The following is a 23,289-nucleotide window of genomic DNA, read 5'->3' on the forward strand; positions in this document are numbered from 1 at the left end:
CCATGTGCCTGAATTACATTAAGCTTTTTATAGGCCAACAAAACATTCCTATCAAGTATATGTCATTTTCATTGAAATATGAACGGATAAAAGGAAAAGTTCTTCTGATCCCTCCGAGCCGATGACAAACATTCCCAGGAAAAAGGATTCGGCTGTGATGGGTTCTATCAGTCGGTCCACGCGGCCGGCATGACCGCGTGGACCGATTGTAATCGGTGCCCCACTGGTATTTTCGGGCTGCGCAGCGCTTTTTTAGTTAGCGATGATAGTCGCCCGAATCTCTTGTGGGACTAATTGCACAAATGGGATCATTTTGTCGGGAACGGTATCTATAATGTGGCTTCCGTTTCCGCTGTTAATTCTTCATCTAATGGTTTAAGCTTAAATCGGTCAACAAGTTCTTTCAGATTTTGGGACTGCAGAAAAAGTTCCCGGCTGGCCGCGGCGCTCTCCGCAGCTGTTGAAGAATTTGTCTGAACCACACCCGTGATTTGATCCAACCCCATCCGAACCTGATTGATGGCCTCCGACTGGTGGTCCGACGCTTTGGAAATTCGACCGACCGCATCCAAAACGCTCTGCGTGCTGGTGACAACCTTCCGAAGGGCACCGGCAGTTTCATCAGCGATTTTCGCACCGTTTCTCACCTGTTCCAGAGAATTCTCGATGAGCTTGCTTGTATCTTTCGCCGCCTGGGCGCTCTTTCCGGCCAGATTTCTCACTTCATCCGCCACAACGGCGAAGCCTTTTCCGGCCGATCCCGCCCGCGCCGCTTCGACGGCTGCGTTGAGTGCCAAAATGTTGGTCTGAAACGCAATCTCATCGATCGTTTTATTGATCTTCCCAATCTCCAGTGAGGAACCGTTGATCTGGGACATCGCGGCGACCATTTCACCCATGCTTTTGTCGCTCAGCTCCAAATCCGACTGAACGCTCCTGACTTTACTGCCGGCCTCCGCCGCATAGGACGCATTATCTTCCGCGTGTTCCGAGATATCCGAAACGGCGGCTGAAAGTTCTTCAATGGAGCTCGCCTGCTGAGCGGCCCCCTGCGAAAGGATCTGCGAACCGCGCGAGACGCGGCCGGCTCCGGTTGAAACCTGCTCCGAAGCCCGGTTGATCCGGCTCAGAGCGTCGTTCAGCGAAAACACGATGCCCTCATAGGCATTTTTCAGTTCTGCGTAATCTCCGATATATTCCAGACTGGAATCCGCACATAAATTCCCGTCTTTCACTTCATCAAGAAGGTTGGTTATATCCGCTATGTATGCGCGAATCGACTCCGCAGACTGATTGATGGAATCGCCGAGCTGTTTGATTTCCTTGATTGAGCTTCCGTTTACCCGGACATCCAGGCTTCCCTTCGCCATCTTCAAAGAAGCACCTGACATTTCATTGACCGGTCTGCTGATCTTTCGGGAAGTGCTGCGGGCGATCAGAAGGGAAAAGACAAGAGAACCCAGGATGATCAGGATCATCAGCAGACTCGTTCTGAACCCTTCTTCCTCAAGCTCCTGCGAAATCTGTTTTCCCGCCGTGCTTTTTTCCGTTAAAAGGGCGGCCGTTGACGCCTGGATCTTCTCCGCGACGGGACCCAACTGATCCGTAAGCAGTTTCTCCGCGCCTGTTTTATCCTTTTTATCGGCAAGGGAAACAATCTGGTCTTTAATCTGATTGAAACTGTCCAGATTTCCCTTGATATCATTATAATAATAAAGCTCTTCGCTGGTGACCATGCTGCCTTTTATGGCCGCAAAATACATATTGGTTTTGGCAATAGACGTTGCCATCTGATTCAGGGACATCTTTCTCCTGTTTTCATCGCCTGCGTTGATGACATCCCTGATAACGGTCTGACTGTTGTTGAACTCAGTATTGAAAATCCCCACATCACCCTGGGAAAAGCCGTACATCGTCAGCGCTTCTCCATAGCTTTTGTCCATTCTGTTCATTTCAATGAGACCGGATATCCCGGATATCGCGGAGATCAGTACCGCTGCGGTGAAGGTCAGGATTAATCTCTTTCCTATTTTCATATTTTTTAACATTGATCTCTGCATCTCCAAACGTTAAACGCCATTATTTGAACTTTATATCTTGAAAAAGAAAAAATATTGAAAACTGGCACCGTTTTTCGGTGCCAGTTTTGCAGGTGAATTCTTGGGATGCCGTGCAAGGAAATTATTGGAACACATAGCCTTTCGCGTTGTCGGGCGTAACGAGTTCGGTGCCGATGGAAATGGTCGGAGGAGCATCGTTCGCCTTACCCTCAGCGGCTTTTACCGCCCAGTCAACAGCGGTGGTGCCCAGACTCTTGAACTTCTGTGCGACAGTGGCGGTAATTTTGCCCTCAACTATTTTCTGTACGCATTCGGTAGAGCCGTCGTATCCAATGATCTTAACGTCTTTTCTATTGGCGCCTTCCAGAGCCTGCAGAGCACCCAGGGCCATCGTATCGTTTTCTGCGTAGACGAGATCGATTTTTGGCTGCGCCTGAATTACGTTCTGCATAACGGAGAACCCGGTCTGGGTGTCAAACTGACCGTTCACCTGCGCAACGACTGCATTTTCAAGCGGGCTGCCCTTGATGCCCTGCATAAAGCCTTCATACCTCTGCTTGTCTGCATCAACACCCGAGGTGCCCCTGAGGATAACGATCTTAGGATCTTTGACATCCTTGAGCAGTTCCACCGCATATTTACCCGCGTCAACAGCGCCGGTAACATTGTCGGTAACATCCTGGGTCACAAATTTGCACTGATCCTTCGTGTCGATGACACGGTTGAAGCCGACGATCGGGATATTGGCGTCGTTCGCCACTTTGACGGTGTTTATGGCAGAATTGGCGTCATTCGGCAGCAGGCAGATCGCCGCAACCTTTTTGGAAACTAAGTTCTGCACATTCTGGAGTTCGGTGTCAGAGTTGTCCTGGCTGTTAAGAACAGTGGTGGTGTAGCCGAGTTCTTTTGCTTTAGCTTCCATAGCCTCTTTCATCGTGACGAAAACCGGATTGTTCAGGTCGGTAAACACGATACCGATTTCTTTGGATCCCGATGCCGCGGGAGCCGTACTTGCCGGCGCAGCGCCGGAATTTTCCGCCGGGGTGCTTGCAGAGGGGGATGTGCCGCATCCTGCCGCGACCATCATGAACGCCATTGCGCAGGACAATACGGCGGCCCATCTTTTCTTCATTGTCGATCTTCTCATCATTTTCAATTTAACTCCTTCTTATCTTTAATTTTGAATAATGCGCTGAATCAGTGATTATTTTGCCGTTTTGCGCTTGCTGAGCACATCGGCTACAACTGCGAGAAGGATGATAACGCCTTTTACAACCTGTGTCCAGTAAACATCTATATTGAGCAGCACAAGTCCGTTGTTGAGCACGCCGATGATAAACGCGCCGATGAGCGCACCCATAATTTTTCCTTTTCCACCGGTAAGGCTGACTCCGCCGATTACCGCTGCCGCTATGGCGTCCATTTCCGACCCGTTGCCGGCGGTCGGCGTTGCGGAATTGACACGGGAGGCAAGAATCATGCCGGCAATGCTGGCTGTAGCCGCGCAGATCATATAGATTCCCATAATAATTTTAGTGGTGTTGATACCGCTCAGCCGGGCGGCCTCCTTGTTGCCGCCGACCGCATAGACATACCGGCCGAAGCAGGTGTGCTCCAGAACATAATAGGCGATTGCGTAAAACGAAATCATAATGATGACGTTGATCGGGATCGGCCCAAGATATTTCACGCCGATAAAGCTGAAGGTTTCCCCCAACTGTGAAACGGGGTTGCCCTGCGAAACCACCATCGTCATCCCTCGGAAAATAGTCATCATAGCCAGTGTAACAATGAAAGGCTGCAATTCAATTTTGCTGATAAAGAAGCCGGAAACCGCCCCGACCAGGACGCCGATGCCGATGCCTGCGGCAAGCGCGACCACAATATTGCTGCCGAACGGATTGCCGCTGACGAGCAGCATCGCCGTAATCAGCGAGGTAAATGCCGCCACCGAACCTACGGAAATATCGATTCCGCCCGTAAGCAGAATAAAAGTCATTCCAATCACAACGATTCCGTTCACGGAAATCTGCGAAAGGACATTGATTACATTGCTGACCGTCAGAAAAGTTGCCGGGCGCGCGATTCCCAACGCCACACACAGCAGCAGGAAGATAATCAGTGTTCTTGACAGATCGTTGTTCATAAATTTCTTGAATACATTTTCGCGCTTTTCAACAGTTGAAGTGTTTTCCATTATACTCATCCCTTCTCATTTCCGAATGCACACAAGCCGACGGCTTCTTCACTAAGCTCTTCATGGCTGAACTGACCCGTGATGGCGCCATTGTACATTACCAGCACCCTGTCGCTGACTCCCACCACTTCGGGAAGATCGGAAGAGATCATAATAATGGACACCCCTTCTTCCTTCAGCTTGTTCAGGATCTGGTAGATACTGACCTTTGCGCCGACATCGACGCCGCGCGTCGGCTCGTCGATGATGAGCACCTTCGGCTTCGTGAGAATATATCTTGCCAGCAGGACCTTCTGCTGATTTCCGCCGCTGAGTTCCCGCACAATTTTCCGTGGTGATTCCGTCTTAATGGAGAGCTCGCGTATGATATTGACAATCCGGCTATTTTCGGTCTTTCTGTCAATTCCCCTGAATTTGTTCAGGCATTTTTTCAACACGGAGATACTGGTATTAAATCCAACGTGCATGTCGAGCATCAGTCCGAACTCCTTGCGGCTCTCCGTAATGTAAGCCACGCCGTGCCTGATGGCATCCGTCGGGTTTTTCATCTGGACGCGCTCGCCGTCAACCTCAATTGTGCCGGAGCTTTTGTGGTCGGCCCCCATCACACAGCGTGCAAGCTCGGTTCTTCCCGCCCCTACAAGGCCGTACAGGCCTAATATTTCTCCTTTATGGGCCTCAAAGGAAATATTTTTTAAGAAACTGCCCTGACAGACATTTTCAACCTTCAGCGCAACATCGCCGTGGACGGATTCCGCATACGGATACTGTTCCGTAAGTTTGCGCGCCACCATCATCTGCACAATCTCTTCCTTGGAACGCTCCCCAATGCCGCCGGTATAGATCAGCTGCCCGTCACGGAAAATAGAAATCATGTCGCAGATATATTTCAGCTCGTCAAGCCTGTGCGATATGTAAATAATGGTCTTTCCTTCCTCTTTAAGGCGGTGAATCAGTTTGAAAAGCTGCTCGGTTTCTTTGCCCGTCAGAACCGCGGTCGGCTCATCCATGACAATCAGCTTGGAATCCATCGAAATGACTTTTATAATTTCAACCATCTGCTGCTCGGCAACACTGAGCGTGTTGATTCTTGCCTTTTCATCAAAAGAGATATCAAACGAGCGCAGCAGCTCTTTCGCCTTTCTGTTCGTTTCGTTCCAGTCGATCTTTCCGGCCTTGCCGGTTATCTCTCTGCCCAGGAAGATATTCTCGGCCACCGTCATCTCCGGAATCAGGTTCAGTTCCTGATGAACGACGCCGATTCCGATTTTCTGTGCTTCATGAGGGGTAAGCTGCGTAACCTTTTTGCCTTCAAACTCAAAATATCCCGAAGTCGCAGGACATGCGCCGCTGATGATATTGACCAGCGTGGATTTGCCTGCTCCGTTTTCACCAATCAGCGCATGAACGGAAGCTTTTTGAATGCCGAGACTGATGTCCTGGAGTGCTACATTTCCCGGAAATACTTTGCAAATATCATAAGTTTGAAGTATGTACTCCACACCCATTCAGGGCTCACCTCTTTCATTTTTATTAATATCAGGAAGAAAAGGGCCGCCGTACCCCGCTAACGCAGAAGCATATCGGGCAACTCAATCACCTCTCCATTTATCTCATATTTTCTGACGGGCCAGTTTCCGGCGGCGGAAAGCACTTCGTGCCTGCCGTCCGAATAAAGGCTCAGTTCCTCCACTTTTGCGCCGGTGACGGTGATAAACCAGTCATATGCTTCTCTGTCGGCAATGCATTTTTTCGGGTCCAGCGAAAAATCCGCCTCGCACACCGGATATCCGGTGCGTCCGCCGGGAAAATGTCCGCGCCATTCTTCTTCATAACCCCTTTCGGCAAGCATGGATTTCTGCATTTCCAAAATATCGCTCCAGCGTCTGCCGGCCACACAGGAAGCAATGCAGGCTGCTTCAATATCCATTACCGCGCGGTAGGGCCTTTCAATTTCTTCGGGAAGCGTGTCACCAAAATAAACGCTGCGCGTCACATTTGCATGAAGCCCTTCAAACCGGGCCGCCGGATGCAGCAGCACATACTTTCCGAGCCTGGCGCCCGCCGGGCTGGGATGGCGGTATTTCGCGATCCGCTCGTCGGTGCCGACCAGCAGAACGTCACACTGGATATTTTGGGAAGCAAACTGCCCCAGCAGAATCGCTTCGACTTCGTAGTCGACCATCCCCGGCTGAATCCTATAGGCGGTACGGGTTAAAATTTCATCCACCGTTCTGCCCAGCCACCGCAGCTTGCTGATTTCGTTTTCCGTGAGCGGATAATGCAGCGCATATAGATCGGAAAGGACCTCCCTCGCTCCGTCCGCCGGAACATCCGCCGCCGGCGCACTGCCCGCAAGCGCAAGCGCTTTTTGCATGATGGGACCTTCATACCAGTGAAGCGGTACATATTCCAGCTCAATTCCGGCAAGCTCCTCGTCCAGCAGCCTTTGGCCGTCCATGACCTGGGCGACCAGATAAAGGTGGTCCATCGTAACCACCAAAGCGCCTACGCCCTCCTGTACAGGTACCACAACGCGGTTGTTTCCGCCGCATGAAAGCCAGCTGAAATTGTCCTTGCGGGCAAGCACCACCCCCGTGAGTCCCGAACGCTTCATATATGTACGGACTCTGGATAGTTTCAGCTCCATTTCAGCCCGATCCGGTTGATTCATAATATCACCTATATTTCGTTTTATTTATTTCTTTTTTGAAAAATAATGAAAAATCGATCCTGTAATGACATAAATGAAATAATTAATCTACATTTTTATTCGAAATTGCGATTGATAATTTGTGCGTTTTTCTATAACACCTGTATTATACATCACAAATTTTCATAATTCAATTGATCAATATGAAAAAATGAAAATTATTATTTTATGTATTTTTCACAATAATATCTTTAAACTGTAAAGAGTAGTTGCAATTTTAAAATAAAATGCTATAATCTTAGTAAAAAGTGGTTGTATTTCAATGATCTATTATATGCAGCTGTTTTTGTTTTTCAAATTAAATAATGAAAATTGAAAAGTGAAGGTGAAAAAATGGACGATAAGCAAATTATCTCCGAAATCAACCGCACCCTTGAGATGGAAGCGGCATCCGTTCTGAAACTGAAAGAAACGCTTAACTGCGGCGCAATGCTCGCGGCGCTCAAAGCGATCGCGGAATGCAAGGGGAAAATTGTAATTTCCGGCTGCGGGACCTCGGCTATGGCCGCAAAAAAGGCGGTGCATTCACTGAACTGTATTGAGTGCCCGGCGCTGTTTCTCACCCCGTCCGACGCCGTGCACGGCGGGCTTGGAGTGCTGCAGAAGGAAGATATCCTTATATTGGTGAGCAAGGGCGGCAACACGGACGAGCTCGTCAGCCTGATTCGCGCCTGCCGCACCAAAGGCGCAATGCTGATTGGCGTAACCGAAAACCCGGAGTCCAAAATCGGCCGGGCCGCCGATCTTCTCTTAATGGTAAAGGTTGACCGGGAACCGTGCCGCTTCAACATGCTTGCCACAGCAAGCACCCTTGCGGTGATCGCCGTTTTCGATTCAATCTGCATTGCGCTGATGCAGTACAAAGGATATACGCGCGAACAGTTTGCAGTCATCCATCCGGGAGGGGCCGTGGGCGACCGGCTGCTTGGCAAAACGGACGACCCTATTCAAGAATGACATAGAGAAAGGAACCGGTATTATGGAAGGAAAGATGAAGGCGGCAGTTTTTAAGGACATAGAAAACATCGTTGTTGAAGAACGCGACATCCCCGAATGTCCCCGGGATGGGATGCTTGTCAAAGTCGTGGCCTGCGGAATTTGCGGAGGCGACGTCAGGAATTACCACAACGGGCTCAAAGACGGCATCAAAAACCAGATTATGGGGCATGAAATCGCGGGCGTCGTCGTGGAAACGGACAGCACGGTCACACGGTTCAAACCGGGCGACCGGGTGGCGCTTGCCCCCGACGTAAGCTGCGGCCAGTGCTGGTACTGCAAACGCGGGCTTGTCAACCTGTGCCTTTCGCACCGGATGCTCGGCACGCATTTCCCCGGCGGTTACGCGCAGTATATCGCATTGCCCTCTGATGTAATGCACCGCGGTTTCATCGAAAAAATACCGGACGGGATGAGCTTTGACCACGCGGCTTTTGCCGAAACGGCTTCCGCAGTCATCGCCTGCCAGAAATACAACGATGTTTCGCTGGGGGATACGGTAGTCATCATCGGGGACGGCCCTGTGGGATGCCTTCACATTGAGGTCGCGCGGGCAAGGGGTGCCAAAAAAGTAATTATGGTGGGTATGGATAAGCTGGAACTCGCCGAAAGCTTCGGAGCCGATTATCTTTTTAAGAACACCGACCAGGAGAAAGTGAAGGCTTCCGTACTGGAGCTTACTGACGGAATCGGCGCGGATATCGTAATTTGTGCCGTGCCCTCGGTGGCGGTTCAGGAACAGGCGCTCGAAATGGTGCGAAAGCGCGGACGGGTTGTCATCTACGGCGGCGTTGCCAAAACAAAACAGACCGCGCAGCTGAACTCCAATCTGATTCACTACAACGAAATTATGGTGCTGGGTGCCTTCTCATATCCGGCTACCGGGCTGGCCGACGCGCTGAGCGCCATCCATTCCGGAAAAATACACGCGGAAAAGTACATCAGCGCGCATGTGCCGCTTGAAGGGGTTGTCGGGGGCATGGAACTTGTTTCTTCGGGAAAGGCGCTGAAGGTGATTATTGATCCTTGGTTAAAATAACATTTTGATTATCAATAAAGGTGGTATATAATTATGTATGAAATTGATTCCAAACTGGCAAAACTCCACGAAGAGGGCAGGCCGATCCACGTAGGTCTGATCGGTGCAGGGCAGATGGGCAAGGATATTGTCGCCCAGATTGCAAAAATGAAGGGCATGGAATGCGACGTTGTTGTGGATCTTACCCCCGAAATTGCCAAAGACGCTTATCTTCAGTCGGGATACGAGGGCGACATCGTAGAGGTTTCCACGGCCGCGGAGGCTCAGAAGGCGATTGCCGATGGGAAGAAGGTAGTTTCTACAAACTACAGGGTCGCAGTCGAAACCAGCCAGATCCAGAGCGTCATTGACGCAACCGGGTCCCCGGAGATGGGCGCTCACATTACAATGGACTGCATTTTCTTCAAAAAACACATTGTCATGATGAATGTGGAATGCGATATCACCATCGGTCCCATTCTCCGCAAGCTCTGCGAACAGGCCGGCATTGTTTATTCCCTTACCGCCGGCGACGAGCCCGGCTCCATCGTAGAGGTTTACCGCTTCGCAAAGGCGCTCGGCTTTAAAGTCGTCGCGGCCGGAAAAGGAAAGAACAATCCGCTCGACATCTACGCAAACCCCGGCATGAAAGAGTGGCAGGACAAAGCCGCGGCGCGCAACATGAACGCGCGTATGCTGCTTGAGTTCGTGGACGGTTCCAAAACCATGATCGAGATGACCGCCGTTTCCAACGCCACCGGGCTTGTCCCCGACTGCCGCGGAATGCACGGCCCGCACTGCAACGTGGAAGACCTCAAAACCGTGTTCAGCCTGAAATCCCAGGGAGGCATCCTTGACAGGGAGGGCGTGGTCGATTTCGGTATCGGCAACATCAACCCGGGCGTATTTGTCGTAGTCACCACCGACCAGAAGAGGATCGTCGACGGCCTTGTACAGCGCGACATGGGCGAAGGCCCCAACTACCTGCTTTACCGTCCCTATCATCTCTGCTCCATTGAAACGCCCATCACCGTGGCTCAGGCCGTACTTTACGGAGAATCCACCGCGCATCCGATGGACCATCTGGTTTCGGAATGCATCACCATCGCGAAGAAGGATCTCAAAAAGGGCGAAAGGCTCGACGCAATCGGCGAATACTGCTACCGCGGCAGCATCGAGCTTGCGGACGTCGCCCGCAAGAGCAACATGCTCCCGGTCGGTCTGGCCAAAGGCGCGGTGATGAAATGCGACCTGAAGCGCGATGAAGTCATTACCTATGATATGGTTGAGCTGAACAACAATTCCGTGCTTCTGCAGCTCCGCCGCATGCAGGATCAGTTAATGGGGAAATAAAAATTTAATTTATAATACGTCAGGAGGATTTGTATCATGGATCACAAAGTTGTCATCGGATATGCTCCCACGCGCAGAAGAATTTTCAGTGTAGAGGACGCCTTAAAGTACAAAAAGATTATCAGAGACAAACTCAGCGAGCTTGAGATCGAATTCGTGGACATTGAAGACATCAACGAAGAAGGATTGCTCCGCTGCGCCGAAGATGTCGAGCCTGTCATTGAAAAATTCAGGGCGGCTAAAGTTGACGCGCTGTTCATCCCGCACTGCAATTTCGGTTCCGAGCACAGCTGCGGTAAAGTGGCGCGCGCCCTGAACGTCCCCGTCCTTCTCTGGGGTCCGAGGGACGAAGCGCCGCTGGAGGACGGAAGCCGGCTTCGCGACACCCAGTGCGGCCTTTTCGCAACCGGAAAGGTCCTGCGCCGGATGCAGGTTCCTTTCACCTATATTCCCAACTGCAACGTCGGCGATCCTCAGTTTGAGGAAGGCGTCAGGAATTTTGTCGCTGCCGCCAATGTGGTAAAGGAATTCCGCAGAGCGCGCATTCTCCAGATTGCAACGCGTCCGACGGATTTCTGGACGATGATTTGCAACGAGGGCGAACTTCTTGAAAAATTCGGGATTCAGCTTTTCCCGATCACGATGGTGGAATTCACCGAAAGAGTGAAGGAACTCGCGGCGTCGAAGAATGAAGAAGTGGACAAGACGGTTTCCCTGATTCACGAAAAAATGAAGGTCTGCATTCCCGAGGAAGACGTCCGCAAAGTTGCCGCGCTCAAGACGGCCATGAAGCTGTTTGCAGTTGAAAACGGCTGCAACGCGGTTGCGATTCAGTGCTGGGATGCCCTGCAGCAGGCCCTGCATATGATGCCCTGCTGCGCGAATGCCCTTCTTACCGAAGAAGGGATTCCCGTAGCCTGCGAAACCGATATTCACGGCGCCGTGACTTCCATCATGACGATGGCCGCCGGCATGGGAAAAACTCCGTCCTTCTTCGTCGACTGGTCCGTCCGCCATCCCAGCAACCCGAACGGCGAACTGCTGCAGCACTGCGGTCCCTGGCCGCTTTCGCTGGCAAAATCCACACCGGTGCTCGGCAGGCCCTTTGCTTTCCCCGAGCACTGCCCGGGCTCCGTATCCGCAGAAATCAAAGGCGGGCCGATCTCCCTCTTCCGCTTCGACGGCGACAACGGCGAGTACGGAATGCTCATGGGGAATGCCAAAGGTATCGAGGGGCCGTATACGAACGGAACCTACCTGTGGGTGGAAGTTCCCAACTGGCCGAAAGTGGAATCCATGATCGTCAAAGGCCCGTATGTTCATCATGCCGTGGGCATTCACGGCAATCTGCTGCCGGTCATGCTCGAGGCGCTGACCTACATAAAGGGGGTACGTCCCGATTTCTACGACGAGGAGCAGGAACGCAAAACAAGAAACTTTTATTTTGAATAATACCATTCGGGAATATCTCTTTTAAAATATGCCGTCGTCTGGAGGATAAAAAATGAAACTAATGGGTGTTGACGTTGGCACGACCGGTGTGAAAGCCGCAGTATTTGATCTGCAGGGCGATATGCTTGGCTATGGTTTCCATGAATACGACGTGATCTGCAAAAAGAACGGCCTGGCGGAACAGGATGCCGAGCTCGTCTGGAAGTATACGAAAGAAGTCATGGCGGCTGCGGCCAGGCAGTCCGGAGATGATATTGCAGCCATCAGCATTTCAACGCAGGGGGACGCCGTGATCCCGATGGACCGGCAGCGAAACGCACTGGGACATGCGCATCTGGGGATGGATTATCGCGGAACCCGTGAAGCGGCGGACATTTCAGCTCTTCTGGGCGACCGGCATATTTTCGATATCACGGGCATGCGGCCGCATCCCATGAATTCCATGGTAAAAATCATGTGGATTGTGCGCCATCAGAAGGAACTGTGTGAAAAAGTCTGGAAATTCGTCACCTATTCCGATTTTCTTCTTGCTAAAATGGGAAGCGACGAACCGGTAATGGATCTTACAATGGCCTCCCGCAGCATGGGGTTGGATTTGAAAACGGAACAATGGTGCCCGGAAATCCTGAACGCAGCCGGAATCGACATTTCATGGCTGAGCCGTCCCGTCGAATCGGGGACCGTGGTCGGAGAGCTGTCCCCCGCGCTTTGCAGCGAGCTCGGCATACGAAAAGGGGCGAAGCTGACGGCCGGAGGCCACGACCAATGCTGCGCGGCGCTGGGAGCCGGAATCGCCGGGGAAAACATGGCGCTTGATTCCCACGGCACCGCGGAAGTCGTATCGACCGCTTTTGGAAAAGAGCAGCTCAGCGACATTATGTACGAAAGCTATTTCCCATGTTACCGATACGCGGCAAAAGGAATGTATTTCACCTTTGGGCTCAACCATACGGCGGGTATTTTGATGAAATGGTATCGGGATAATCTGGGGCTTCCGGAAGTAGCGCAGGCCGAACGGCTGGGAGAGCGCCCGTTTGAGCAGATAGCCAAAACCGCCACGCCCGGGCCGTCCCCCCTGCTGGCGCTTCCCCACTTTAACGGCAGCGGAACGCCGACCTGTGACACGCAGTCAAAGGGCGCGATTCTGGGGCTGACGATGGCATCCACGCGCTTCGACATCGCAAAGAGCCTGATGGAAGCCACCGCTTTTGAGCTCAGGGGCAACCTCGAGAGGATGGAAAAAACCGGAGTCGGGATCGAAAGCCTTCTTTGCGTAGGCGGCGGAGCCCGCTCGGCGATTGATCTGCAGCTGAAAGCAGATATTCTGGGAATTCCGGTTTCAACCCTGAAAATCCGGGAAGCGGCCTGCCTGGGAGCCTCTTTCCTGGCGGGAATAGGGGTTGGGGCGTACGACGGTCCTACAGACGCCGTCAGCCGTGTCCAATCGGATAAAACATACGATCCCGACAAAAAGAACCACGCAAGGTATCATGACAAGTATCAAATTTATACCGGACTTTACAAATTATTAAAAGATTTAAATCATAAACAGGAATGCTGGTGATAAAATGCTAGATCTCGTGCCTTACATTAATGACCCGAATTCGCTCATCTCGCATAAATGCCTCGTGAAAATCAACGCGGTTTACAAATCCCTCAAATCGGCGGAAATGAAAGCTGTTGACTTCATGCTCAACCATCCTCTGGAATTTGCCAACAACACCATCGTCGATCTGGCCGCGCAGGCGGGGTGCAGCGAAGCTACGATTGTCCGGGTGGCGCGCAAGCTCGGATTCAGCGGATACGTGGAGCTGAAGGGATCGCTGCTGCGCACAAAAAATGACAGCGACGTGCTCTATGAAGCGATTTCTTCGGAAGACAATGAAATGGATGTCGTCCGCAAAGTATTCCAGACCTCAATTCAGGCTGTTTCCGATACATTGAACATCATTGACATTTCCCACTACGAACAGGCCGTCGGGGCCCTGCAAAAAGCCGGCAAGGTCCTCTTCATCGGAGCGGGCGACGCGTCGACGGTCGCGATGACGGGGTACTATAAATTCAGCAGGATGGGCATCAACGCCATATTCTCACAGGACTACGATATTCAGCTGATTTCCGCTTCCCAGCTCGATAAAGGGGACGTAGTGATAGCAATCTCGCATTCCGGGCAGACGAAAACGGTGATCGATGTTGTCCGCGCGGCGAAAGGCGAAGGCGCAACCATCATCAGCATTACTAATTTCCCGATGTCGACGCTGGCAAAGCTGTCCAACATTTCTCTGATCACCGCAGCCTATGTCAAAAACGTTATCGGAGAAATCATGACAAAACGTATTCCCGCGCTTTGCATCATCGAAAGTCTTTATATCAGTCTGGCTCGTAAAATGGACATGGCCATTGCGGTTGCGATGGAAAAATCCAACGAGATTCTCACCACCAATAAAATATAATTCTACTCACAGATTTTTAAGAACGGGTTCCCAGCCTCTGCCGCAAGCCAGAGATTTTTAGTCCCATGTTTCACGCAATTTTCTTGAGAGAACAGCCGTCATATCAAAGGGGCCGCCCCCGATAAATCGAAAGCGCAGGAAGAAAACTTCCTGCGCTTTCGATTTACCCTATGATCCAGACTGCGAGCGAATGTTTTCCATTGCTGTCCGCATGATTTTTCTTTATTATCGTCGTCAAAACGGTCAGGGGCTTAAAAAATGATTCACTTTAAAAAGAAGGAAGGCATCCTGAAATTACGACGCCATGATGGATTTTAATATTATGATAAAAATCAACTTGCAATATGTAAAATTATAGTTAAAATACCAAAATTTTGTCGGCTTATTATTGATATATTTATATTCAGGAAGTATACTGGAAAAAAGTATCCCTTTTAAACACGAAAATTCAGAGGTGGGCAAATGGAAGATCACCGCATTTTAGCACACATCGATCAAAAAACCGGCCGCGAACAGCCGCTTTCGGAGCACAGCCGGAACGTGGCCGCATCCTGCGGGAAATCCTGTGAAAAAATCGGGCTTTCTTCCCTTGGGCTGCTGGCCGGCCTCCTGCATGACAGCGGCAAGGGAACGATGCAATTCCAGCGCTATCTGCGCGGCGGAGACGCGTCGCAGCGGGGGAAAATCCCCCACTCCTTCTGCGGAGCCCGGTACTGCTATGAAAACTGGGGATTGGACGGCTCCGTCAAGGGCCTTACGGCGGAACTTCTTGCCGCCGCTGTCTGCGGGCACCACGGCGGGCTGCCGGATGTAACGGGCGTTACCGGGGACGACTGCCTGCGGCGGCGCGCGTGGCCCGAAAAGGAGATCAGCTACGAAGAGGCTTTACAAAACTATTTTCAGGAAAGTTCCTCTCCCCGGGAACTGGACGATCTGTTTCTGAAAGCGCAGCAGGAGGTTGGAAAGCTCGGAAATTCCATCCGAAGCCTCTGTGAAAAAATTCCTGCCGGCGGCAGAAAGAAGGCGTTCTGCTTTCTTTTGGGAATGGTCCAGCGGTATCTGCTGAGCTGCCTGATCGACGCCGACCGGTATGACACCTTTTTATTTGAAGCGAACGAGCAGGAACCGCAGCCGCCGGATCTGCACGCTTTATGGCGGGAGCTTGCCGAAAAACTGGAGGATCATCTGAAAGGCTTCTCCGGACGGGCTCCCATTGACCAAAAGCGCCGGGCAATTTCCGGGCAATGCCTTCGGTTCAGCAAAAACGGCAGCGGAATCTACCGGCTGTCCGTACCGACCGGCTCCGGAAAAACGCTCAGCTCCCTGCGCTACGCCCTGAACTGCGCAAAGGAAAACGGCAAGGAGCACGTCTTTTACATAGCCCCCTATAAAAGCATTCTGGAGCAGAACGCTTCGGATATCCGGGCCGCCCTCGGCCTGGATGACGAGAATGCACAGACGGCCAGAATCCTGCTGGAACACCACAGCGACGTGGTTGTTGACGACGAGGAAAAGGAGGAGGCCGGCCGCCGCGAGCTCCTGACCCAGCGGTGGTCGCCGCCGGTGATCCTCACCACCACGGTACAGTTTCTCAACACGCTTTTCGACGGGAGGACCGGATGCGTACGACGCATGCACAGTCTGGCAAATTCCGTGATTATTCTGGACGAGGTTCAGGCGATCCCTGTGAAATGCACGCTTCTGCTCAACGCGGCGCTGGATTTTCTCGCGTACGTCTGCAACTGCGCGGTCGTTCTCTGCACCGCGACCCAGCCGAGTTCGGAGGAGCTAAAAGTTCCGGTTATTCCGGGCGAGCCAGCGCAGATGACCGAAAATCTGGAAGAGACGTTCGCGGCCTTCCGACGCACCCGGGTCGTGGACAAAACCGCCCAAGGCGCTTTTTCCGCGGATCAGCTGGCGGAATTCAGCGCTGACAGGCTGACCGGCTGCGAAAACCTGCTGGCAATTCTGAACACAAAGTCCGCCGCGGCTTCCCTGTACCGCGCTCTGCAGACCCGCATGGAGGAACGTTCGCAGGAAGAGCGTGTGCCGGTCTATTTTCTGAGCACCAGCCTGTGCCCGCAGCACCGGATCGACCGGATCCGGGAAATCCGCGACAGGCTCAAGGCTCCGGGCGCCGGCCGGATGGTCTGCGTCAGCACCCAGCTGATCGAGGCCGGGGTCAACCTGTCTTTCCAGTGCGTAATCCGCTCTCTCGCCGGGCTGGACAGCATTGCGCAGGCCGCCGGGCGCTGCAACCGCCACGGGGAAAGCGCCTGCCGCGATATTTTCATTGTAAAATGCGCGGATGAAAATCTCTCCTCGCTTCCGGATATCCAAAAGGCACAAGAGGCCGCCGCCGAAGTGCTGGACGCCTCTCGGATCAATTCCGGGCAATTCGGGGACGATCCGCTTTCCCCCCGGGCGGTCAGGCGATATTACCACGACTACTATCATCTACAGGATCAGCAGCTTTCTTATCCCGTCAGCGAAAAAGACGATCCCAAGCTCTTCGCTCCGACCGATTTGTTCGATCTCTTATCCGAAAATTCCCTGTCCCGAAAAAGCAGTGCGGAAAACCGTGTTCCCCGCCCGCCGCACCCGATGCATCAGGCGTTTGAAACGGCGGGAAAGCTTTTTGAAGCCATTGAAAAGGGCGGCCTTGACGTGATCGTTCCGTATGGGGAAGGAAAAAACCTGATCGCGGAGCTGTGCGCGGAACCCGATCTGCGCGAGCTGCCGGGGCTGATCCGGCGGGCGCAGCGTTTTACCGTCCACCTGTTCGACGGCGAGCGACGAAAGCTCAGCAATCTGGGAGCGATCCGTATCCTGCCCGACAGCGGCGCGGCCATTCTGCGCGAAGGGTTTTACCACCCCGACCTCGGCGTACAGACACGCCGCGCGGAAATGGACACACTGATCGAATAATCTGTTTACAGAAAGGAGAATCATCATTGGAATATGAAAACAGCGTAAGTTTTCTGGTTTCCGGCAAAATGGCGCTTTTCAGCGACCCGGTCACAAGGGCCGGAGGGGAAAAGTGCAGCTATCAGGTACCGACCTATCAGGCGCTCAAGGGTATTCTGGAATCCGTGTACTGGAAACCGACCTTTATCTGGCATGTGGACGCGGTGCGGGTCATGAACCCCATCTGCAGCCGGTCGGAGGGGATCCGCCCCATCGGTTATACCGGCGGGAACACGCTTTCCATTTACACGTACCTGACCGACGTCGCCTATGAGGTAAAAGCCCATTTTGAGTGGAACGAAAACAGGCCCGACCTTTCGGGCGACCGCAATGAAAACAAGCATTACCTGATCGCGAAGCGCATGATCGAACGCGGCGGGCGGCGCGACGTATTCCTCGGCACAAGGGAATGCCAGGCGTATGTCGAATCCTGCGAAGCCGGTTTTTCCGATACGGCGAAAGGATATTACCGCGATACGCCCGAGCTTTCCTTCGGCCTGATGTTCCACGGATTCAATTATCCCGACGAAACCGGGCGGAATCAGCTGGAAAGCCGCTTCTGGTATCCGAAAATGAGAAACGGCGTCATCGAATTCTGTACCCCCGGGGACTGCCCCGTGGTAAGGGTCATTAAAAAGCAAAAGCCAAAGGCGTTTGTAATCGGGCAGAACATGTCCGGCTGCGACGGTCCGGAAAAGGAGGCGGCACCGAATGGGCTGGATGCAGAAACTCTATGAAACCTATGAAAACTGCCAGAGCCTTGTGGGCGTAAAGGAAGGCGAGCTCCCTCCCCTCATGCCCATTTACCACACCATCCAGCAGGCGCACGTGGAAGCGGTCATCGACACCAACGGCTGCTGGCGGCCCGGCCGCGCGAAGGTCCTGGCCGACAAAAGGGACCGGGCCACGCTGATTCCCTGTACGGAACAGTCGTCCGTCAGAACCAGCGGCCCCGTACCCCACCCGCTGTTTGACGGTCTGAAATACATTGCGGGGGACTACGGAAACTACCGTGACCCGAAAAGCAGCCACTACGCCGAATATATTGAGCAGCTTTCCGCATGGTGCGGTTCGCCGTACGTCCATCCGAAGGTCCGCGCCATTCTGGAATATCTGAAAAAGGGAACGCTGATGGCCGATTTGATTCGCGACAATATTTTATACCGGGAGGAATCCGGGCGGCTGCCGGAAAGCTGGGACGGCAAAAAAGAAGATACCCCTCCCATTTTCAAAGTGTGCTCCAAGGACCAGGCCGATGCCTTTGTCCGATTTTGGGTGGTTCCGGCGGACGGCTCGGAGGATTTGCAGAGCCGGCCATGGGAGGATGAAACCGTTTGGAAAAGCTTTATCGACTATCAGAACAGCCTGCAGGCGGACCGGGGCTACTGCTATGTTTTAGGAAAAGAGATGCCCGTATCTTCCTTCAGCCCGAAATATATCCGGCGGCCGGGCGACGGCGCAAAGCTGATTTCCGCCAACGACGACGGCGGTTTCACCTACCGCGGCAGATTTGAAACGCCTTCCCAGGCGTTCTGCGTCGGGCGGGAAACGACGGAAAAAGCCCACAACGCCCTAAAATGGCTGATTCCCCGGCAGGCTTATGTCAACGGGGACCAGGTCATCCTTTCGTGGAGGACGGACGGCAGCAAAGCGATCGACCCGTGCGAAGGAGCGCTGGATTTGCTGTTCGACCTTGAGCCCGACCCGCCGCCGGTCACGACCGGGGAGGAATTCGCGGCGCGTTTTACAAAAGCGATGGCAGGATACGGCGGCAACTTGAAAGGCTGGGAGGACATGTGCGTCATCGGGCTGGACTCCGCCACACCGGGCCGGCTTTCCGTTTTTTACTACCGTGAAATGCAGGCGAAGGACCTTTTTACGCGCGTGAAAAGCTGGCATGACACCTGTTCCTGGGAGCTGTACGGCTTTCCTGAGGCCGCTTTTAAGACGGGCGAAAAAACAAGGCCGATGCCTTTCCGGGGCGCGCCTTCCCCAAAATCCATCGTGAAAGCGGCCTACGGAAGCCGTGTCGACGACAAGCTTATGAAAAGCGCCGTACAGCGCCTGCTGCCGTGTATCGTGGACGGCGCGTCCCTGCCCGGAGACCTGATGCTCTGCGCGGCCCGGCGCGCCTCCAACCCCGAGGCAATGGACAAAGGGGAATACCGAATGACGCTCGGGGTCGCCTGCGCCTTAATCCGCAAATACCGTAACGACCGCATCAACCATAAACAAATCAAGGATGAAACATACAGGGAGGTTTGGACCATGGCATTGAATCCGGAGGAAAACGACAGAAGCTACCTGTTCGGCAGGGCGCTCGCCTACGCGCAACAGATCGAAAGCTATTCGCTCGGGCTGTCGGAAACATCCCGCAGCACCAACGCGGAGCGGGTGCAGGCGGCGTTCAGCCAGCACCCCGCGAAAACATGGAAAACGTTATACCATCAGCTTCTGCCCTATCTGCAGAAGCTCGGCGACAGGGGGAAACGGTACCGGGAGGAGCTGGACGAAGTGATTTCCCGTATTCCCGTCAATGAATTTTCAAACGCTTCGCTCTCCGAAATTTATCTGCTGGGCTATGCGTGCCAGATGCAGAAATTTCATGAGGAAAAGCAGGAAAACATCCGTAAAAAAATGGAAGCTGCTGAAAGCAGTACAAAAGGAGAGGAAAATAAATGAGCACACTGGCCAACAAGATTGATTTCGCGGTAATTTTGTCCGTAAAAAATGCAAACCCGAACGGCGACCCGCTGAACGGCAACCGTCCCCGCGAGACCTATGACGGCATCGGCGAAATTTCGGACGTATGCATCAAACGGAAAATCCGCAACCGCCTGATGGACATGGGGCAGCCTGTTTTCGTCCAGTCCGACGACAAACGCGCGGACGGCTTCAAAAGCCTGAAGGAACGCGCGGATTCCGTAGACGAGCTGAAAAAGACAAAAGACAGTGAGCTCTATGCGAAAATCGCCTGTGAAAAATGGATGGATGTGCGTTCCTTCGGGCAGGTCTTCGCTTTCAAAGGCAACGACGTCTCCGTCGGCGTACGCGGTCCCGTTTCCGTCCACCCGGCCTTCAGCGTCGACCCCATCGACATCGCCAGCATCCAGATCACCAAAAGCGTCAACAGCGTGACGGGAGATAAGAAATCCTCCGACACCATGGGGATGAAGCACTGCGTTCCTTTCGGCGTCTACGTGTTTTACGGCAGTATCAACTGCCAGCTGGCGGAAAAGACGGGATTTACGGAAGAGGATGCGGAGCTCATCCGCAAAGCGCTGATTTCTCTGTTTGAAAACGACAGCTCTTCGGCGCGGCCGGACGGAAGCATGGAAATCTGCAAGGTATTCTGGTGGAAGCACAACTGTAAAACCGGACAGTACTCTTCCGCCAAGGTGCACCGTTCCCTACACATTGACCAGATCGAAGGCAAAAAGGCCCCGGGCGGCAATCTGCCTTTCCGTATGGAGGATTACTATACCGTCACGGTCGATACGCTGGACGGACTCACCCCTGAAATTTACGATGGAATATAGCGAGGAGGAATTTCTGAGCATCGCCGGCCTCCAGCATTTCGCTTTTTGCCGCCGCCAGTGGGCGCTCGCCTATCTTGAGATGCAGTGGAACGAAAACCTGCGCACCGCCGAGGGCCACATCCTGCACGAGAACGCGCACGACTCCTTCTCCGCTGAAAAGCGCGGGGACCGGATTATTTCGCGCGGGATGGCTGTGTTTTCCCGCAGACTCGGCGTAAACGGAGTCTGTGACATCGTGGAATTTCACGCGTCTCCCCACGGCGTGCCCATTTTTGGCCGCGAAGGGAAGTGGCTTCCCGTGCCGGTGGAATATAAGCGCGGGGCGCCGAAAGAAAACGACGCCGACCGTCTGCAGCTGTGCTGTCAGGCCATGTGCCTGGAAGAAATGCTCCTGTGCGGAGAAATTCCAAAGGCCTATCTGTATTACGGAGAAACCGCCCGCAGGACAGCCGTTCCTTTGGACGAAGTCCTGCGCGGGAAAGTTTCCGCCATGCTTTCGGAAATGCACGAGCTTTCCCGCCGGAACTATACACCGCGCGTAAAGCCGGCAAAAAGCTGCAACGCCTGCTCACTGAAGGGGCTTTGCTTGCCAAAGCTGTGCCGCGGCGGTTCTGCGGCGGATTATCTGAAAAAGCGTCTGGAGGAATTTTCGTGAAGATATTGGGAAACACGCTGTATGTTACTTCACAGGACGCCTATCTGGCGCTGGACGGTGAAAACGTGGTCATACAAAGGGAAGAAAGCGAAACCCGGAGGATTCCGCTGCATAATCTGGACGGAATCGTCACCTTCGGCTATACGGGCGCCAGCCCCGCCCTGATGGGGGCCTGCGCCGAACGCGGCGTCGCGCTGACCTTTCTCACCATGCACGGGCGTTTTCTGGCGCGCGTATCGGGAACGGAACAGGGAAACGTGCTGCTGCGCAAAACCCAGTACCGCTTTTCCGATGACGAGGCGCAAAGCGCGGGGATCGCCCGAGGTTTTATCACCGGAAAACTATTTAATTCCCGCTGGATTGTCGAGAGGGCCGCCCGGGATTATCCCCTGAGACTGGACAAGGAAAAACTGAGCGGCGTTTCCGCTTCTCTGGCGGACGCGATCCGAAGCCTTCCGCGTGTGGAAACACTTGAGGATATCCGGGGGATCGAGGGAAAAGCGGCGACACAGTATTTTTCCGTGCTGGACGATATGATCCTGCAGCAGAAGGACGACTTCTTCTTCCGCAGCCGCAACCGCCGCCCTCCCATGGACAACGTCAACGCGATGATATCCTTTGTCTACACCCTTCTCGCCCACGATACGGCCTCCGCTTTGGAAACCGTGGGGCTGGACCCTTATGTCGGGTTTCTGCACCGCGACCGGCCGGGAAGGCTTTCCCTCGCGCTGGATCTGATGGAGGAGTTCCGTTCGGTTCTGGCAGACCGCTTTGTTCTGACTCTGATCAATACGAAGCAGGTCAACGGCGGAGGTTTTATCCAGAAAGAAAACGGCGCCGTCCTGATGGACGATGATACGCGAAAAACCATTCTGACTGCCTGGCAAAAGAAAAAACAGGAACAGATCACCCACCCAATGCTTGGAGAAAAAATGGAGTGGGGCCTTGTCCCGTATTCGCAGGCTTTGCTTCTTGCGCGGTACCTGCGCGGAGACATGGATGTTTATCCGCCGTTTTTATGGAAATAGGAGAAGTCATATGCTCGTATTAATTACTTATGATGTAAATACGGAAACCCCAGCCGGGCAAAAACGATTGCGCAAGGTCGCAAAAGTATGCGTAAATTACGGACAGCGCGTCCAAAATTCCGTATTTGAATGTATTATGGACGCCGCCCTGTGCTGCACGGTCAAGCATCAGCTCGAAAAAATAATCAACCCGGAAAAAGACAGCCTCCGTTTTTACTACCTTGGCGATCACTACAAAACAAAGATCGAACACATGGGAGCAAAACCCTCTTTTGATGTTACGGAACCGCTTATTTTATAAAGTGCGAACGGTAAGCACACATGCTTTTACTCTGCCGTTCGCACCTTCTAATGTTTTATTATTATTTTTATTAGGAATTATATTCTGATTTTTTGATATGATCTCCAGCCAATTTATAGGAAAATCGCTGCTATCTTTCTTGATAATATGCGATTCATTTGTTACTTTTTGCTGTCGCTCCCCACACGGGAGCGTGGATTGAAATGACGAATTTGTGGAAGAACCTCTGCCGTTACCCGTCGCTCCCCACACGGGAGCGTGGATTGAAATTATGATACCAATGCAATTCTCGACTTGATGGATAGTCGCTCCCCACACGGGAGCGTGGATTGAAATGGAAAATGAGCAACAACATCATGACTCCTGCCCCGTCGCTCCCCACACGGGAGCGTGGATTGAAATAATCTGTTTACTGTCAGTTTGAATAGCTGTTGTGTCGCTCCCCACACGGGAGCGTGGATTGAAATAATATTTCCATCTTTGTCAATAACTCTAATTCCCGTCGCTCCCCACACGGGAGCGTGGATTGAAATGTCACTACTGGCGGAGAAAAATAT

General features: G+C 52.9%; 18 protein-coding genes and 1 CRISPR repeat array (1 of these 19 running past the window's edge). Of the genes, 13 read left to right on the forward strand and 5 right to left on the reverse strand.

Annotation, left to right across the window (positions count from 1 at the left end):
- Nucleotides 1-329: 329 nt before the first annotated feature.
- From ACRQV7_RS13450 to ACRQV7_RS13470, 5 genes are all read right to left on the reverse strand, one after another.
- Nucleotides 330-2,048 (reverse strand): methyl-accepting chemotaxis protein, encoded by a 1,719-nt coding sequence (locus ACRQV7_RS13450; RefSeq protein WP_444658560.1) that lies wholly within the window; start codon nt 2,046-2,048, stop codon nt 330-332.
- Nucleotides 2,049-2,181: 133 nt separating this feature from the next.
- Nucleotides 2,182-3,192 carry a sugar ABC transporter substrate-binding protein gene (locus ACRQV7_RS13455; protein ID WP_444658562.1) on the reverse strand — a complete coding sequence of 337 codons (1,011 nt, stop codon included), beginning with the start codon at nt 3,190-3,192 and terminating at the stop codon, nt 2,182-2,184.
- A 72-nt stretch (nt 3,193-3,264) separates the two neighbouring features.
- Entirely contained in the window at nt 3,265-4,206 is a 942-nt protein-coding gene (locus tag ACRQV7_RS13460; protein ID WP_444660293.1) for an ABC transporter permease, read from the reverse strand.
- Between the two features lie 56 nt (nt 4,207-4,262).
- Nucleotides 4,263-5,765 carry a sugar ABC transporter ATP-binding protein gene (locus tag ACRQV7_RS13465; RefSeq protein WP_444658564.1) on the reverse strand — a complete coding sequence of 501 codons (1,503 nt, stop codon included), beginning with the start codon at nt 5,763-5,765 and terminating at the stop codon, nt 4,263-4,265.
- A 59-nt stretch (nt 5,766-5,824) separates the two neighbouring features.
- Nucleotides 5,825-6,907 carry a M24 family metallopeptidase gene (locus ACRQV7_RS13470; protein WP_444658566.1) on the reverse strand — a complete coding sequence of 361 codons (1,083 nt, stop codon included), beginning with the start codon at nt 6,905-6,907 and terminating at the stop codon, nt 5,825-5,827.
- Between the two features lie 396 nt (nt 6,908-7,303).
- On the opposite strand from ACRQV7_RS13470, the gene ACRQV7_RS13475 reads away from it, so the two are divergent.
- From ACRQV7_RS13475 to cas2, 13 genes are all read left to right on the forward strand, one after another.
- Nucleotides 7,304-7,927, forward strand: coding sequence for a KpsF/GutQ family sugar-phosphate isomerase (locus tag ACRQV7_RS13475; RefSeq protein ID WP_275713505.1), 624 nt, complete (start codon nt 7,304-7,306; stop codon nt 7,925-7,927).
- A 22-nt stretch (nt 7,928-7,949) separates the two neighbouring features.
- Nucleotides 7,950-9,005 (forward strand): alcohol dehydrogenase catalytic domain-containing protein, encoded by a 1,056-nt coding sequence (locus tag ACRQV7_RS13480; protein ID WP_444658568.1) that lies wholly within the window; start codon nt 7,950-7,952, stop codon nt 9,003-9,005.
- A gap of 33 nt (nt 9,006-9,038) precedes the next feature.
- Nucleotides 9,039-10,337, forward strand: coding sequence for an NAD(P)H-dependent oxidoreductase (locus ACRQV7_RS13485; RefSeq protein ID WP_444658570.1), 1,299 nt, complete (start codon nt 9,039-9,041; stop codon nt 10,335-10,337).
- A gap of 36 nt (nt 10,338-10,373) precedes the next feature.
- A complete protein-coding gene (locus tag ACRQV7_RS13490; RefSeq protein ID WP_444658571.1) occupies nt 10,374-11,789 on the forward strand; it encodes an L-fucose/L-arabinose isomerase family protein in 1,416 nt (471 codons plus the stop codon).
- Between the two features lie 52 nt (nt 11,790-11,841).
- The gene (locus ACRQV7_RS13495) at nt 11,842-13,353 is read left to right on the forward strand and encodes an FGGY-family carbohydrate kinase (protein ID WP_275713498.1); all 1,512 of its coding nucleotides are present in this window, start codon (nt 11,842-11,844) and stop codon (nt 13,351-13,353) included.
- A 4-nt stretch (nt 13,354-13,357) separates the two neighbouring features.
- The gene (locus ACRQV7_RS13500; RefSeq protein ID WP_275713496.1) at nt 13,358-14,242 is read left to right on the forward strand and encodes a MurR/RpiR family transcriptional regulator; all 885 of its coding nucleotides are present in this window, start codon (nt 13,358-13,360) and stop codon (nt 14,240-14,242) included.
- Nucleotides 14,243-14,704: 462 nt separating this feature from the next.
- On the forward strand, nt 14,705-17,170 hold the full coding sequence (gene cas3, locus ACRQV7_RS13505) for a CRISPR-associated helicase Cas3' (protein WP_444658573.1): 2,466 nt from the start codon (nt 14,705-14,707) through the stop codon (nt 17,168-17,170).
- A gap of 26 nt (nt 17,171-17,196) precedes the next feature.
- Entirely contained in the window at nt 17,197-17,946 is a 750-nt protein-coding gene (gene cas5c / locus ACRQV7_RS13510; protein ID WP_444658574.1) for a type I-C CRISPR-associated protein Cas5c, read from the forward strand.
- Nucleotides 17,921-19,891, forward strand: a complete 1,971-nt coding sequence (gene cas8c / locus ACRQV7_RS13515) for a type I-C CRISPR-associated protein Cas8c/Csd1 (protein WP_444658575.1) — start codon at nt 17,921-17,923, stop codon at nt 19,889-19,891. The genes cas5c and cas8c overlap by 26 nt, the downstream gene beginning before the upstream one ends.
- Complete coding sequence (cas7c, locus tag ACRQV7_RS13520; RefSeq protein ID WP_444658577.1) at nt 19,888-20,748, forward strand: type I-C CRISPR-associated protein Cas7/Csd2; 861 nt, start codon at nt 19,888-19,890, stop codon at nt 20,746-20,748. Before cas8c ends, cas7c begins: the two co-directional genes overlap by 4 nt.
- Nucleotides 20,738-21,403 (forward strand): CRISPR-associated protein Cas4, encoded by a 666-nt coding sequence (cas4, locus tag ACRQV7_RS13525; RefSeq protein ID WP_444658579.1) that lies wholly within the window; start codon nt 20,738-20,740, stop codon nt 21,401-21,403. Before cas7c ends, cas4 begins: the two co-directional genes overlap by 11 nt.
- The gene (gene cas1c / locus ACRQV7_RS13530) at nt 21,400-22,431 is read left to right on the forward strand and encodes a type I-C CRISPR-associated endonuclease Cas1c (protein ID WP_444658580.1); all 1,032 of its coding nucleotides are present in this window, start codon (nt 21,400-21,402) and stop codon (nt 22,429-22,431) included. The genes cas4 and cas1c overlap by 4 nt, the downstream gene beginning before the upstream one ends.
- Nucleotides 22,432-22,441: 10 nt before the next feature.
- Complete coding sequence (cas2, locus tag ACRQV7_RS13535) at nt 22,442-22,732, forward strand: CRISPR-associated endonuclease Cas2 (RefSeq protein WP_444660294.1); 291 nt, start codon at nt 22,442-22,444, stop codon at nt 22,730-22,732.
- A 173-nt stretch (nt 22,733-22,905) separates the two neighbouring features.
- Nucleotides 22,906-23,289: direct repeats of the CRISPR family, unit length 32 nt; unit sequence GTCGCTCCCCACACGGGAGCGTGGATTGAAAT (it continues 5,053 nt past the right edge of the window).

Source organism: Caproiciproducens lactatisolvens, assembly GCF_052443335.1.
GTDB lineage: Bacteria > Bacillota > Clostridia > Oscillospirales > Acutalibacteraceae > Caproiciproducens.

Excerpts from the sequence above, each read along its gene's own strand:
- ACRQV7_RS13450 (WP_444658560.1), bottom strand. The coding sequence starts at position 2,048 with ATGTTAAAAAATATGAAAATAGGAAAGAGATTAATCCTGACCTTCACC.
- ACRQV7_RS13455 (WP_444658562.1), bottom strand. The coding sequence starts at position 3,192 with ATGAAGAAAAGATGGGCCGCCGTATTGTCCTGCGCAATGGCGTTCATG.
- ACRQV7_RS13460 (WP_444660293.1), bottom strand. The coding sequence starts at position 4,206 with ATGAACAACGATCTGTCAAGAACACTGATTATCTTCCTGCTGCTGTGT.
- ACRQV7_RS13465 (WP_444658564.1), bottom strand. The coding sequence starts at position 5,765 with ATGGGTGTGGAGTACATACTTCAAACTTATGATATTTGCAAAGTATTT.
- ACRQV7_RS13470 (WP_444658566.1), bottom strand. The coding sequence starts at position 6,907 with ATGGAGCTGAAACTATCCAGAGTCCGTACATATATGAAGCGTTCGGGA.
- ACRQV7_RS13475 (WP_275713505.1), top strand. The coding sequence starts at position 7,304 with ATGGACGATAAGCAAATTATCTCCGAAATCAACCGCACCCTTGAGATG.
- ACRQV7_RS13480 (WP_444658568.1), top strand. The coding sequence starts at position 7,950 with ATGGAAGGAAAGATGAAGGCGGCAGTTTTTAAGGACATAGAAAACATC.
- ACRQV7_RS13485 (WP_444658570.1), top strand. The coding sequence starts at position 9,039 with ATGTATGAAATTGATTCCAAACTGGCAAAACTCCACGAAGAGGGCAGG.
- ACRQV7_RS13490 (WP_444658571.1), top strand. The coding sequence starts at position 10,374 with ATGGATCACAAAGTTGTCATCGGATATGCTCCCACGCGCAGAAGAATT.
- ACRQV7_RS13495 (WP_275713498.1), top strand. The coding sequence starts at position 11,842 with ATGAAACTAATGGGTGTTGACGTTGGCACGACCGGTGTGAAAGCCGCA.
- ACRQV7_RS13500 (WP_275713496.1), top strand. The coding sequence starts at position 13,358 with ATGCTAGATCTCGTGCCTTACATTAATGACCCGAATTCGCTCATCTCG.
- cas3 (WP_444658573.1), top strand. The coding sequence starts at position 14,705 with ATGGAAGATCACCGCATTTTAGCACACATCGATCAAAAAACCGGCCGC.
- cas8c (WP_444658575.1), top strand. The coding sequence starts at position 17,921 with ATGGGCTGGATGCAGAAACTCTATGAAACCTATGAAAACTGCCAGAGC.
- cas7c (WP_444658577.1), top strand. The coding sequence starts at position 19,888 with ATGAGCACACTGGCCAACAAGATTGATTTCGCGGTAATTTTGTCCGTA.
- cas4 (WP_444658579.1), top strand. The coding sequence starts at position 20,738 with ATGGAATATAGCGAGGAGGAATTTCTGAGCATCGCCGGCCTCCAGCAT.
- cas2 (WP_444660294.1), top strand. The coding sequence starts at position 22,442 with ATGCTCGTATTAATTACTTATGATGTAAATACGGAAACCCCAGCCGGG.